Origin of the sequence: Mycobacterium sp. THU-M104 (assembly GCF_049197365.1) — a bacterium.
Classification (GTDB): domain Bacteria; phylum Actinomycetota; class Actinomycetes; order Mycobacteriales; family Mycobacteriaceae; genus Mycobacterium.
In genome coordinates this window covers 1-13478 of record NZ_JBMIOP010000138.1, presented here as the reverse complement: position 1 = coordinate 13478, position 13478 = coordinate 1, and the positions used below count along the sequence as shown (strand labels likewise).

Genomic DNA, 13478 nt, shown 5'->3' with positions numbered 1-13478 from the left:
GCAGCGGTTTCTAATTTGCCGTGATCTTCGGTGTTGGAGTCGACCGTGTCGAGGGGCGCGCACCGTGTGTCAATGTTGACCGGTGACCGCTCAGGCGTTCGTCGACGAGTCGGGCAGGGGAGCCCGCTACTACGTGTGCGTAGCGGTGGTGGCCGATGGGGACGTGGACTCATTGCGTCGCTTGGCACGCTCGCTTTGCTTACCAGGGCAACGACGGTGGCATTTCGTGCATGAACGCGTTAGCCGGCGCCGGCAAATCGTCGATGCGCTCGTTAGCAACGCCTCGACGACGGCGCTGGTTTTCCACGGCAAGGGTGACGAGACCACGGTCCGAGCTGAAAGCTTCCGCCGAATGGTGCGCCTACTACTCGACCGCAACGTCACCCGGTTGGTTATCGAATCGCGCGAGGGCCGCGACCATCTGGATCGGCAAGTGCTCGTCGGTGAACTGCGCGAGCAGTCTGCCGGATTCGGTTACGACCACATGCCCGCACATAGCGACCCGTTGTTGTGGGTTGCCGACGCCGTCGCCTGGTGCTCGTCGGCCGGTGGAGTGTGGGCTGAACGGATTCACCCGCTTGTCGCGCACTTAGAGCGTGTCGTCCATTGAAAAACGCGAAGCCCGGCCGCTCACCGTCCGGAGAGGAGCCGGGCTCACTTCCTGAAGCTCAACGCCCCAGGCTCGTTCAACTTTATACCACGTCGCTGCCATCACGGAAGCAAACGCTTGGGCATGTGGGGAGGGCCGCGAAACGTGCGGTCTCCGACTCGTGTTCTGTCGGAGCTTGTCCATCGGGGGCCTTCGTCCGTGGAGTCGCCAGCAAGCCCACCAATCCGGGTCACCTCACATGTCCCAAACGACACCCCTTGCTCCATCAGTAGCTTTTACCAGCCATTTTGCTGATCAGCCGCCGTCGAAGCGGCAGAAACATCTGACCTTGCTGACAAGTCGGGAAACTACCCCCTGGTGCGGGTGTTTTCGGGTCCAATGCATCGAGTGTGAATCCTGGCGTCGAGCGTGAAACGTGGGCGAGAAAATCGCGAAAATTCCGCCCCCTGTTCACACTCGACGCCAGGAGGGCAGACAGAAAGCGGCAAGCGGACGGCCAGCCACCAGATTCATCTGTCCTTGCTCGCACGTCGGGAACCCCCTTTGACGGGGTCTTCGCGGTTAGTAGTGGTGCAGGTGGATCAGGTTTCCGACCAGGGTGAGGCGGTCATGTGCGCGATGCTGTCACCCGTTTGGCCGTCTCCACCAGCTGCTCGGCTGCGCGGTTCATCTTCTTCAGCTCGACCGATGTCAGATCCTGATGGGTATACGCTGCCTTGTTCTTCAAGTTCAGCAACGTGTTCAAGTGCCGCTCGGATCCGCTGTCGGCCTGTTTCAGCAGCGCGACGGCCTCGTTGTGACTGCCGGTGTTCGAATGCACACCGAGGCGTACGCAACAGATCACGTCCGCGGCGGCGATGCCGGCGTCGACGTAAAGATCACCCGCCGCGTTGGCCATCTCCTTTCCCAGGAGGTCCGCGGCGTCGAAGAATTCGATCGCCTTCGATATGCGTCCCGCGATGACCGCGGAATCGCAGTCGCGTTGTCCCGCCATCAGGACCTCTCTCTCAGTTGCCGGTTCAGCCACGACCGTGTCCCCGCGACAGTCAGGCCCTGCTTGGATATGTCGTCGAGCAGCGGCTCACCCGCGACGGCTGCGGCGATGAGCTCGTCTGTGGTGTATTCGACGATCTGGCCGTCGTTCCCGGTCCACGCGGCGACCGATCGCGCGAGTTCGGTCAGCCGCTCTTCCCACTGCAGGTCCTTACCGCGGTCGGTGCCGGAGGCGCGCACCAGGAACAGGTCGATGTCGCTGTCGAGCGTCATCCGCCCCGTTGCCGCCGACCCGAACACCGCCGCGTACGCGAGCTCCTCACCCCACCCCTTCAGGTGCTTCTCCAGGCGGTCGAGGAACGCGGCGGTCAGGCGCGACAGCGCCGTGATCGGACCGGCCGCGAGATGTTCGGTGTTAAGGCGGTAAGTGTGGGTCCGGCCGACCTGATCGTGGAGCACCACCCCCTGCGCGGTGAGCCGCGTCAGGACCTTGCGGATGCCCTCACCCGAGACCGCGGTCAGCATGCGCTGGATCTGAGCGACCGTGAACGTCGCGTCGGCGGTCGCGAGCACCGCGAGCACGTCACCATCCAGGGTCGGTGTCACCGTGGCGAACGGCTTGTTGAGCTGCATCGCAGACACCCCTTACTCCAACTAAAGTTAGAGTAATACAACTATAGTTGAATTGCATGCGCTTGATCGGGCCTGGTCTTCAGTGGCACGGGCATGACGCGACCCACCTACCTCACATGTCGCAAATGACACCCCAGGCCCCATCGCCGGCGTTTACCAGCCCTTTTGTAGCTGACAGTCAAGCGAAGCGCCAGAAACATCTGACCTTTGTCGCAAGTCGGGAATCTACCCCTTGCGCTCGGGACAGGGGCCTGTACCCGAGGGTGTGGCGGCCAGGCGCTATAGCTTTGCCCTGTCGGGTGTCGGCGTGCGGGTGGTCGGGGTGGTGTCGAACAGGACTCGGAGGTCGGTTCCTTGGTAGGCGTTGCAGTCGACGGTGTGTCCGGCGATGTTTGCGCTGTTGGTGAATTGCCACGCGGCGGGGGTAACACCTCCGTAGGGTGCCCATCCTTCGCCGGTATTGCCGCCAGAGTCGGCGTAGATGGTTGAGGCGTAGCCGGAGCCGTCCGGGTACCCGGATGACACCAGGGCGTCGGCCAGGCCGGACAGGGTGCCGCGGCCCTGCTGCCGCCAGTACCACTGGGGGTAGTAGCCCAGCTGCACGATGATCCCGGCGGCGTTGAACGCGTCGACCACGGCGGTGAGATTAGCCAGGTCGCCGCCGTTGTCCTCCCAGTCCAGCATCGCGCGCGTTCCGCCGTTGTTGGCGTGCCAGGTTCGCACCTGCGAAGCGGGGTCGTCGGTCGTCACGTAGTGGTAACCGATGACGGGCAGGTTATGCTGCTGGCACCATTGCCGCACCGGCGGCCAGTACGGGTCCTCGTAATAGTTGCCCTCGGACACTTTGTGGCACATCCCGCTAAAACCTTCTGGCACGAGCTGTTCCAGGAAACTAATCGCGTCCTGGACAGACGACCAGTTGTTGTTGCTGCAATCGGGGTAAAACAGCGTCACGGCCGGTGCCAATGGCCGGTCTGGGCAAGATATTTGGTGATCCGCACCAGCCCATCACGGTCGCGGCGCACCTGCCAGCACAGCCCGTTATCGGTTTTGACCGCGGTGGCGACCGCCCCGGCTTGGCGGCGAACTTCCCCGGCCCGCGTAGCATGACCATGTTTATTCACCGGCGACCCCTTATTCCGTCTTATTCCGTCACGTCACCGGGAAATGGTAGCGCCGATATGCGGGCTGGCAGGTGCCCTCCACCCCACGGTTGGGTGGCTCTGGCATACGGGTGTGACCTTGGGTTCAGATCGTTGGCTTCTACCCCGAATCCAAGCCCATAGGTCACACCCGCACCAGGAGCCACGCCGGTCATGAGACGATAAACGCCGGGGTCCCAGCCCCACACATCGGCCTTTCCGGCACCCTGGGCGGCCGGGGGATCGCACCCCCCGGCTTCCGCCATTTCCCCCAGGGGGATGATCCGAAATGCCGGCTTCGAGCGTGGATCCTGGTGCCCGCCCCGGCCGGATGCCCGTCCTGAGCGATCCGCCCCCGCGGCCGGTCACCGGTGCCGGGACCTGCTGGCGGCGCTACGGCGTTCCGTCGGTCCCTGGGGTGCCGCCGAAAAAGCCGGCGGTGCCGCCGGGACCTCCGTTGCCGCCGCTGGCACCGTCACCGCCGTTGCCGCCGTCGCCGTAGAGCGCCGGGGTGAACTTGCCGTTCATACTTGCCCCGGCGTTGCCGCCGTCGCCGCCGTGGGCGGGGTAGGCGCCGCTCCCGGCGTCACCACCGTTGCCGCCGAATCCGAACAATCCGAGGCCGTCACCGCCGTCACCGCCGTGGCCGCCGTGGCCGAGGGTGGTGTTGCCGCCGTGCCCGCCGCCACCGCCGAGACCAGCGCCTACCAATGCGGCGCCCAGGCCGCCGTCACCGCCAGCACCGCCGTGCCCGCTGGCGCCGGTAGCGGCGCCGCCGGCCCCGCCGCCCCCACCGCTGGCGATGCCCACCAACGTGGCGCCCACACCGCCGTCACCTCCGGCACCGCCGTGACCGCTGGCGCCGGTGGCGGCCCCGCCGGCCCCGCCGGCCCCGCCGTGATCGAGGCTGCCGCCGAACAGGGCGAGGCTGACATCCATGCCGCCGGTGCCACCGGCGCCACCGTGCAGAGCGGCGGCCCCGCCGGCCCCACCGGCCCCGCCGTGGGTGACGTCGAACCCGGCAAGCGCCAAGCCGGCGGCACCACCGCCAGTACCACCCACGCCGCCGGTGCCGTCCACATGGGTGGCAGCGCCACCGGCACCGCCAGCGCCGCCGTGCGCGACGTCGAACCCGACGAAGGAGACGCCAGCGCCGTAACCACCGGCGCCACCCGCGCCGCCGGTGCCACCCGTCCCGGTGGCGGCACCACCGGCGCCGCCGGCGCCGCCCACCGCGTAGTCGATCCCGATTAGGCTGCGGCCCGCGCCGAGGCCGCCGGCGCCACCGTGCCCGCCGACACCGGAGGCCCCGCTGGCCGCGCCACCGGCGCCGCCGTGCCCACCGAAACCAAGAAACAGGCCGGCGTCGCTGCCGCCCGCGCCACCGGTCCCGCCGGTGCCGGTGGTGGCGGTCCCACCGGTCCCGCCGGTGCCGCCCCACGACAGGAGAAGACCCCCGGCCCCGCCGGCCCCGCCGGTACCGCCGGCACCGGTGGTGGCGGTCCCACCGGTCCCGCCGGTGCCGCCGATACCGAACAGCAATCCCGAGACCCCACCGGCCCCACCGGCCCCGCCGGCTCCCCCGTTTCCGGCTCCTGTGGCCGGCCCTCCGGCCCCGCCGATTCCCCCGTCGCCGAACAGCCACCCCCCGGCCCCGCCGGCCCCGCCGGTGGCTCCCGGAGCGGTGCTGGCCCCGCCATGCCCGCCGTCGCCGAACAGCCACCCCCCGGCCCCACCGGCGGTGCCCACACCATCAACGGTGGTGCCGTTGGCGCCGTTGCCGAACAGCGGGCGCCCGGTGAACCGCAGGAACGGCGCGTTGATCGCCCCCGACACGTCACACTCAACGGTGTGCAGGGCCTGCAGGCGGCTGGCGCTGGCGGCCTCGGCCGCCGCGTAGGCGCCCGCACCGGAATTCAGGGTGTCCATGAACCGCTGGTGAAACACCGCCGCAGCCGCACCCGCGGCCTGATAATCGCGCGCGAACTCAGAAAACACCGCCGAGATCGCGGCCGACACCTCATCGGCGCCCGCGGCCGCGATCGCCGTGGTGGCCGGTGAGGCGGCCGCGCGGGCACTGTTCACCGCCGAACCGATACCGGCCAGATCAGACACCGCCGCTACCAGGGCTTCCGGCACCACGGCCACCGACGTCATCGACACCACCACTCAGCCATCAGACCCTCACCCACACCGGGCACAAAGCTACCAGCCCCGGTGACGTGACGCGCCGGCGCACGCTAGCCAGCTGGAGCCCCCGCCCTTGTTGCTCGGCGCGACTTCGGGGCTGGCGCGCGCGCCTCACGCAGACACGTGGCTACACCACGAAACCAGCCTTACCGCCGCGTCTTACACATGGCGCCGACAGTAGAACCAGCCCAAACGCCCAATTCAGCGCGCTTCGTTACTGATAAGACGCGGGCGACCGACGCTATCACGTGACATCGTGTGATGCCATAGCGAAATTGTTTCGGGTTGAAGCAATTTCGCCGTCGACATCGTGGGAGCGGACTGGTGATCTCCTGCCAAATTTCTGTGACATCTTGGGTCACATCTGTCTGTGAAATCCGGCCCATGCCGAGGTGCGGTCTGCTAGCGTCAGCGAACTATGATGGCACCGATTTACCCGCAGCCCGCAGCGGTTTTGCAGTTGCCTGCGGACAAGTCGCAAGCTCTGGTCCAGCAGTTCGGAAAACAGGGTATCGGTCGTAACCCTCAACTGGTCAGCACCACCACTACTCCTAGCTGGTATACTGTCTACATCGTCACCAATCCGTCCGGTGCAACTATCGTTGACGTGGTGCTGGATGGCGCAGGGCGGGCCGGGCGGTGGCGTCCAGCAGCAGTGGAACCGCGGGCGACAACGGGTGGCAACGGCGCTGCTTGCTTCCGCTTCCACACCCGCTTAATCCCAGGGACGAGGCACCGCGAAAGTTACGTCCCACGACCATAGCTTTGCGAGGTTAACGAAATGAGCAATCTGCAAAATCCCGGGGCCGTTGCTGAAGCTCAGCAGCAGATGACGGATGCGCTCAACAATCTCGTCGCCGCGTTCGGCATATTCATTGAGCATGTCATCACAGACCCATCTCTTATTTTCTCAGCAGCAGACCTTATTACGGAGGTTTCAACGTCAACTCCTTCTATAGTTGACGATATCGTCGAAATTTCTGGATGTGCTGCGGAAATCATTGTCGATGCTTTACCGTAGATGCGGCGGGGTGGCATTTCGCGGCCGACAGCGGATAGTTCCGTGTGCCGTTCATGCATAGTTTGGCCAGCGTCTTGGGCTTCTAGGGATATTAACAAGGAGGCTTATTCAAAACCCTGGGTGAAGAATATGAGGCCGCGGATTGCGGTGAACGCGGTCTGGAATGTTGACAGCGGGCGCCGGTAGTCGGTGTGGAGTATTCTCCATATTTTGATATTCGCGAGTCAACGAACCTACAGAAACGTCAGTAGATTCAGGCGAAAGCCACCAATAGTGACTGTTTGATAGATTACGTCAATTCATTAGGGGGCGAAATCCGCGGCAAGGCAAACGCCTACTTGAACCCAGTGCAGTGCGATATCGGCGGCAAGAAAAAGCAACGACAACGCTTCCAAGAGGTCATCGAGATCATCAAGGATAAGATGGCCCGTCAAAAACCCGGCGAATGCATTGGCAGCCTCGGTGACAATTCCATAGAGCGCTATCAGGAACTGATCTTCTGTCACGTTCTCGACATTACCACCAACTCAGCTTCATTCAACCCCCGAAACCACTGCCACGTAGCGAAAGTTGACTGCTTGATCCTTGGGTCGTCAGTGTGGCGCGACGCGTGTGGCCGGGTGTGGCTGTTGTGATGTTTGGTCGTGGGTGTGACGAGCCGGGATCGGGTGTCGTTCGGGGGTGTTGGGCGGGGCGGTCCGACGGGCCGCCCCGATAGACCGCAGCCAACGCACGTAACCGCACCGCCAACAACCGATTCTGCGCCGTCGTCTGATCCAACTGGCGCTGGATCGCTTCCAAATCCTGATCCATCGTCGCGACCACCAGCTGCGCACCCGCCCGGGACCTTCCCAGCAGCGCATTCACCGCGCTCGCCGCCCGCGCCTGATGGTGAATCGCACCCGATCGCGCGGCCCGGGTCAGCAACAGCCCCGCCAGGGCAAGGTCAACGCAGGCGAGCTTGATCGTCCTGTCCCAGCTGCTGCCACCTTCAACGATGGCAAACCGCTGGAATGATCGACCGACATCAGACCGGCCGCCGAACTCGCAAATCACCGGAACAGAGGTCGCCTGACAATTCCCGATCGACAAGGATCGACATTCCTCCTCGTAGTACAGCGACTCCAGTCCCTGAACAAGCCGTCCAAAGTTGACTCAGCCTCGATATAATGGCCAACGCACGCCGGCCTTGGACTGCCAGCATTAGGCAGGAACCGGGATGTATCCCGCGCCGGGGCCACCAGTGCTGTTGACATCATCAAGGATGGCGCTGAACGTCGTCATCTCTATGAATTGATGCGGCGGCGCTCCCTGCAGGTCGGGCGGGATGAACATGCCACCGGTGATCAGGCCGAGAAGCAGGCCATCGGACGTGGCCGGGCCGCCGTCATCGCCTGGCTGATAGGCGCCCCCGCCCATGGACATTCGCCGGTTCCGGAATGGAAGGGAGCCGATGCGGCCGCAGAAGTCACCGGTGGCGGCCCCGAGTCGGCACACTGGCTGGCCCCGCTCGAAAGGGCTGGTGTCGATGCCGTTGATGACGAATCCGGCGAAGTTAGCAATCGGGGTGATTTTGGCGGGGTCGAATTTGATCACGGAGTACTTCAGACCAGGGTCGTTGGCAAGGGCCACCACGGTGCCTACGGGACCGAGGTTTTCCGAACCCTCGGCAACCACTGGGGAGTCAGGTCCGCCGCAGCTCGCGGCGGTGAACCCAACCAGGTCTCCGGTTTTGTCGTGGCCGATCGTGTTCAGCGTGCAGTACGTGCCGTCGACGATGATGCCCGCTCCGCCGCCCAGCGGGAGCGCCGCAGAGGCGGCGGGGGCACACACGACGGCAAGCAGCAGCACGGACACGCACACTCCGGCCCACCAGCGATATCCCGCCCGCATCATCGACAGCCTCCCCCGCTACCGGGTCGTTGGTCACTCGTTCAGTCACGTCATCAGGGGTGTCAGCATGGGGCGAAACCCATCCCAATCATCGCGGCACGGCAGCGGCGGCCATGCTGATTCCGCGACCTAAGAAACAGGACTGGGGGCGCGGCGCGGTCAATCGCAAGCATGCGGTGGTCAGGTATGGAAGTAGAGGTATACGGCGCCGTCACCACCGTTGCCGCCCGGTGCGTTAGTGCTTGAGGCACCACCAATACCTCCGGCTCCGACGGTTACTGCGATCTCGGTCATCCCGGAGCTGATGGTCTGGGTGTATCGCTCGACCCCGCCACCGCCACCGCCGCCCCCGCCCTCGGTGCCAGATGTGCCGCCAGCGCCACCGCCGCCGCCCCCGCCCGGCGACGCACCGTTGCCCCCAGCGCTGTTGTCACCTGCGGCACCGCCGATACCGCCCGTGTAACTTTGCCCATTGAAGATGACGCTCGGCGAGTCACCACCGTAGCCCGCAGTGCCTCCATCGCCTTCGCCGCCTCCGGTGCCGCCGGTGGCATATATCGAGACACCTCCACCGTTCACCGATGCGGTCGTTTCGCCGCCGTCCGTCCCGCCCGCGACGCCGGACTCGTCGTCGTATCCGCCGCCGCCACCACCACCGCCACGCGCGATCATGTCGACCGAAGTCGCACCGGACGGGATCTGGACGGTGTAGGAGCCGGGAGTGGTGATGCTCACCAGTTGAGGGCTACCTGCAGTGCCCTGTTTCTGGAACTGTTGCACCAGAGACTGAGCCTTGTCAGTAAGTTGCTGGAAAGTTGTTGCGAGCTGCGGGTAGTTCGGCGTAGTCATAGCTCCTGAACGTAGCAGGCGAGACGCTGCGGCGTCAGGGGTTTCCTCGGAATTTGAAGGACGAAACCGCGCCTGATAGCAGTGAAGAAAGTCCTCACCGCCGATGTCAGACATCATTGTTTCAGGAGTCGGTCGTGATCTGATCTGCGCCAGCGAGGGCGACTCGACGGCTGCGCCTGGGAGCGCCATGCGCACGATCGTCGCTGCCCGATGTCCGGCCGGCCGGCGGAAGTTCTCTCACGGCTCACCGGTGGGCTGGTCTCGGTGGCGGGTGGCGGACGCAGGGCGCAGTGCAGCGACCGGCGCGGACGGAAGCGCCAGCGGACGGAAGCAGAGGGAGCGCAGCGGAGCCCGGAGGTAGCCACCCGCCAGGGCGGATCTGCTCAGGTGGGTGGTGAGCTGTGGGAACGGTGCTGCGGTGGCCGAGGCGGCGGGCCGGCAGCGGCCGTGTCGCGGGGATCGCGGGAGTGGGCGTTTACCCGTAGAGGCGTTGGCGGAGTTCACGCAGGCCGGACAGGCGCGGGCGTCGGTGCAGGGCTTCGATGTCGTCGATGAGTTCGGCGACGCGCGGTGATTCGGCGAGTTCTTCGGCAGCGATCTGTTCGGCTTTGATCAGGGCCAGCAGTGCGCCGCGCCCGGAGCGGGTGAGCAGGTGGGCGCGGGCGAGGTCGACCAGGTACCGGGCTTGCCGTTCGGGTGAGAGCTGCTCGGGGTGGCGGACATGGGCGGCGCGGTCGAGGGCTTGTTGTCCGTTGCCGAGTTCGACTGCGACACCGACGGCGTGCATGGCCACGTTGGTGGGTCCGAATTCGGTGTCGTGGTGGTTGCGGTCGGCGCTCAGGACGGCGGCGAGCCGGCGTGCCACCGTCAGACATTGTTCGGCGTCCGCGGTGTTGGCGTCGCGGGCGTGCAGAATCGCCAACAGCAGCGCGCTGGAGCCCACGAGTGAGATCAGGGCGTGATCGCCGCCGGCGATGATGGATTCGTGTCGTTGGGTTGCTTGGGTTAAGACGTGGCGGGCCAGTGCTTGTTCGCTGGAGTCGAGCAGGGTGCGGGCCATGCGTAGTTGACCGGCCAGGATCAGGGCGGGGTCGTGGGTGCGTTCGGCGGCGGCGATGGCCCGGTCGGCGGCGACCCATCCCGCACCGCGGTCACCGACTTTGACCAGCATCGCCGCGGCGGCTTGATAGGTCTGGGCAAGAAGCGGAAACAGTTCGGGACGTTGGGTTTTCGCGGCGGTGCGGCTAGCGTTTTCCAGCTCGCCGATCAGGGCGGCGATGGCTGGTCCCATGTCGCGGTAGGCGCTGGCGTGGATGCGCTCCCAGATGTGGCCGGTGCGTTGTCGCAGTGATTCCACATCGCAGGGTGGACCGTCGGCTACCGGTGTGATGATGCTGTCGGGGGCGGGGTGTCCGGCGATGGCCAGACGAAGCCGCTCCACGTAGGGCCGGTTGCGGGCGGTCTCGGCGTCGGGTCCCAGGGCGGCTTCGATGAACTCTTGCAGCGGGGCGCCCAGCAGCGCGGCGAGTCGCCCCAAAACCGTGATGTCGACCAGCGGCAGTTCGCCGCGTTCGATCTGGGCGATCCAGCTGACCGATTTGTGCATCTGGCCGGCCAGGCGCTCCCGTGACCAGTTCTTTTCTTCTCGGTAGGTACGAACCAGGTCGCCGGGTGTGGGGTCAGCGCGGGGCACCGTCGCCTCGAAGGGGCCTTCCGTTGATCGCACCGGCAACGGGGGTAAGTGTCCACACCTCGGGCGGGCCGGCCAGATGCTGGGTCCGCTCGGCCAGGAACCGGCGGGTGTGCGGCGCGGCTTCGTGTGCTTGGAACGCGTCGTGGCTTCGGTAGCACTCGTAGAACACCCGCACGCTGGGCTCGTCGGCCTGGGTGTGGCTGGCATACACGATCGTGTCGGGTTCCTCGGTAGTGATCGCGGCCAATGTGTGCGCGACGAGTGCGTCGAAGGCGTCCTCGTGTCCCGCGCGAATAGTGAACCTGACCAGCAGTGCGAACAATGTCACTCCCAACGTGCGACACGGCTGTGGCGCGTTGTTGTCGTTCTCGTGTGCGCGGTTGCAGCACACCCTACCGGGCTGCCTCGTTGGCGGCGTTGACGACAAGAGCGGGCACCGGCGGGGGCGGCGGCAACCCGTGAATCCACGCGCGACGGTGCGAGGCACCGCACAGTTTTGCACAGCCGCGCTGTGTGTTTTGGTCCTCCGTTCTCGACCTTGGCTGGTGTCGGGCTGCACTGGGTGGCGCGTCCAACAACACCGTTGGGCCGCTCACCAGAGAAGACAGGACACATCATCATGAAGTTGCGAATCGAGACCACCGGCGTGACGTTTCTGTGCACCCGGATTCCCGAGCAGCGCACCAATTTCGACACCGGCGCACCACGCATCGACAAGGCGACCGGGCAGGCGTTGTGGCAGGTCCAGCTGATCGCCCTGGACGCCACCGGCGGCGAGGTGCTGGCAGTCACCGTGGTTGGCGAGCCGAAAGTTACTGTCGGCCAACCTGTTGCGGTGTCGGATCTGGTGGCGTTGCCGTGGTCCCAAGACGGCCGCTCGGGCATCGCGTATCGCGCCGAGGCCATCACCGCCGCCGACCCGGCAGCGGCCGCGAAGGCGGGCCAGCAGGCCCGGTAACCGAAGGGCTGGCCCGGCAGCACCCGCATGAGCGCGGTGTGGCTGTCGGGCCGGCCGCCCCGGCAACACCACAACCCGTCGCAATGGAAAGCGTGCCATCATGTCGAACACCTCAAACCGCTACAACCGCAACACTAATCAGTCATCTGATGATGACTGGATCGGTGAGTTGATCTGGGGATTGGTCAAAGCCGCCGGGCAGCTGCTGTGGTGGGCAATCCTGTTCCCGGTCCTCAGTATCCCCGTCATCGTCTCGATCTGGGTCGCCATCGGCCACGGCCCCCGCGCAGGTGCGCTGACCGCCGCCCTAGCTGCTGCGGCCTATATCGGCTGGGCAGCGCTGGAGCCGTCCTCGTTCACCGCGTGGGTAACCGCGCCGGTGCGCCAGCGCTGGCTGTCGTGGTGGCGGTATCACCGCACCTGGGACTCGGTGTGCGCGCTGCACGGTTTGACCGCCCGGCTGGGTGAGCGCACCCTGATACCCGCGGTGCGGTCGGTGCAGATCGGAGACCACGCCGACGTGCTCATCGTGCGGCTGGTGGCCGGCCAATCGATCCGTGATTGGCACAAGTGCGGCGACGCGCTGGCGGCGGCGTGGCGCGCCAATCGGCTCATGATCCGCGCCACCACCCCCGGTGAGCTGCGGATCATCATCAGTCGCGGTGACGTGCTGGCCCAACCCATTGCCCTGCCCATGCCGACGCGGGCAACCTTGGTCGACTTGACCGCGGTGCGGGTCGGGATCACCGAGATGCGGACCTGGTGGCAGCTACCCGTTGTGGGCCAGCACATTTTGATCGCCGGTGCCACCGGAGCCGGGAAGGGCTCGGTGTTGTGGTCGCTGATCGCCGGACTGGCACCACAGGTCGCGACAGGGCGGGTGCGGTTGTGGGTGATCGACCCCAAAGGCGGCATGGAGCTGGGTGCGGGCGCCCCGATGTTTTCGGTGTTTTGCCACCACACCGGCCAGCCCACCGTTGAACTGCTGCGCGGGCTGGTGGGGTTGATGCAGGCGCGGGCCAACCGGCTGCGCGGACACACCCGCCTGCACGCCCCCAGCACCACCGAGCCGTTGATCGTGGTGATCATCGACGAGATCGCCGCGCTGACCGCCTATGTCAGCGACCGCAAATTGCGCACCGAAACCGAGCAACTGTTGGGCCTGTTGCTCTCCCAAGGCCGCGCGGTCGGGATATCGGTGGTGGCCGCGGTGCAAGACCCGGCCAAAGACACCCTGCCGGTGCGGCAGTTGTTCACCGTGCGGATCGGGCTGCGCATGACCGAAGCCACCCAGACCGCGATGGTCTTGGGTCAAGGAGCCCGCGATGCCGGCGCCGAATGCGACCTGATCGCTGATGCCACGCCCGGTGTCGGGTACGTGATGATCGATGGCACCGCCGACCCGATACGGGTCCGGGCCTTTCACGTCACCGATCGCGATATCACCTTGTTGGCCCGCACCTTTCGGGCACCGCGTTCAGGCGAACAGGGAAATC

Annotated in this window: 14 protein-coding genes; 4 read left to right on the top strand and 10 right to left on the bottom strand. The window is 65.8% G+C overall.

Annotation, left to right across the window (positions count from 1 at the left end; genetic code table 11):
* Positions 1-82 precede the first annotated feature (82 nt).
* Positions 83-610 carry a hypothetical protein gene (locus ACOJVU_RS11860; protein WP_407689296.1) on the top strand — a complete coding sequence of 176 codons (528 nt, stop codon included), beginning with the start codon at positions 83-85 and terminating at the stop codon, positions 608-610.
* 607 nt (positions 611-1217) lie between these two features.
* On the opposite strand, the gene ACOJVU_RS11855 is transcribed toward ACOJVU_RS11860, so the two are convergent.
* From ACOJVU_RS11855 to ACOJVU_RS11840, 4 genes are all read right to left on the bottom strand, one after another.
* Positions 1218-1604 carry a hypothetical protein gene (locus ACOJVU_RS11855; protein WP_407689295.1) on the bottom strand — a complete coding sequence of 129 codons (387 nt, stop codon included), beginning with the start codon at positions 1602-1604 and terminating at the stop codon, positions 1218-1220.
* Positions 1604-2236, bottom strand: coding sequence for a nucleotidyltransferase domain-containing protein (locus tag ACOJVU_RS11850; RefSeq protein WP_407689294.1), 633 nt, complete (start codon positions 2234-2236; stop codon positions 1604-1606). The genes ACOJVU_RS11855 and ACOJVU_RS11850 overlap by 1 nt, the downstream gene beginning before the upstream one ends.
* Positions 2237-2515: 279 nt before the next feature.
* Complete coding sequence (locus ACOJVU_RS11845) at positions 2516-3190, bottom strand: GH25 family lysozyme (RefSeq protein WP_369742070.1); 675 nt, start codon at positions 3188-3190, stop codon at positions 2516-2518.
* 581 nt (positions 3191-3771) lie between these two features.
* Positions 3772-5535, bottom strand: a complete 1764-nt coding sequence (locus ACOJVU_RS11840) for a PE family protein (RefSeq protein ID WP_369741948.1) — start codon at positions 5533-5535, stop codon at positions 3772-3774.
* Positions 5536-6349: 814 nt separating this feature from the next.
* Between ACOJVU_RS11840 and ACOJVU_RS11835 the strand changes: the two genes are divergently transcribed.
* Positions 6350-6589 carry a hypothetical protein gene (locus ACOJVU_RS11835; RefSeq protein ID WP_369741949.1) on the top strand — a complete coding sequence of 80 codons (240 nt, stop codon included), beginning with the start codon at positions 6350-6352 and terminating at the stop codon, positions 6587-6589.
* Between the two features lie 302 nt (positions 6590-6891).
* Here ACOJVU_RS11835 and ACOJVU_RS11830 read toward each other — a convergent pair whose 3' ends face one another.
* From ACOJVU_RS11830 to ACOJVU_RS11805, 6 genes are all read right to left on the bottom strand, one after another.
* Positions 6892-7095: a hypothetical protein gene (locus ACOJVU_RS11830; protein WP_369741950.1), complete on the bottom strand. Its 204-nt coding sequence runs from the start codon at positions 7093-7095 to the stop codon at positions 6892-6894.
* Between the two features lie 31 nt (positions 7096-7126).
* The gene (locus tag ACOJVU_RS11825; protein WP_369741951.1) at positions 7127-7681 is read right to left on the bottom strand and encodes a hypothetical protein; all 555 of its coding nucleotides are present in this window, start codon (positions 7679-7681) and stop codon (positions 7127-7129) included.
* Between the two features lie 111 nt (positions 7682-7792).
* Entirely contained in the window at positions 7793-8482 is a 690-nt protein-coding gene (locus ACOJVU_RS11820; RefSeq protein ID WP_369742071.1) for a serine protease, read from the bottom strand.
* Positions 8483-8662: 180 nt separating this feature from the next.
* Entirely contained in the window at positions 8663-9217 is a 555-nt protein-coding gene (locus ACOJVU_RS11815) for a hypothetical protein (protein WP_421529955.1), read from the bottom strand.
* Between the two features lie 589 nt (positions 9218-9806).
* Positions 9807-11057 carry a helix-turn-helix domain-containing protein gene (locus ACOJVU_RS11810; protein ID WP_369741953.1) on the bottom strand — a complete coding sequence of 417 codons (1251 nt, stop codon included), beginning with the start codon at positions 11055-11057 and terminating at the stop codon, positions 9807-9809.
* A complete protein-coding gene (locus ACOJVU_RS11805) occupies positions 11011-11352 on the bottom strand; it encodes a putative quinol monooxygenase (protein ID WP_369741954.1) in 342 nt (113 codons plus the stop codon). Before ACOJVU_RS11805 ends, ACOJVU_RS11810 begins: the two co-directional genes overlap by 47 nt.
* A 291-nt stretch (positions 11353-11643) precedes the next feature.
* On the opposite strand from ACOJVU_RS11805, the gene ACOJVU_RS11800 reads away from it, so the two are divergent.
* Entirely contained in the window at positions 11644-11982 is a 339-nt protein-coding gene (locus ACOJVU_RS11800; protein ID WP_369741955.1) for a hypothetical protein, read from the top strand.
* A gap of 100 nt (positions 11983-12082) precedes the next feature.
* On the top strand, positions 12083-13478 hold a 1396-nt coding region (locus ACOJVU_RS11795; RefSeq protein ID WP_421529954.1), incomplete at its 3' end, for an FtsK/SpoIIIE domain-containing protein.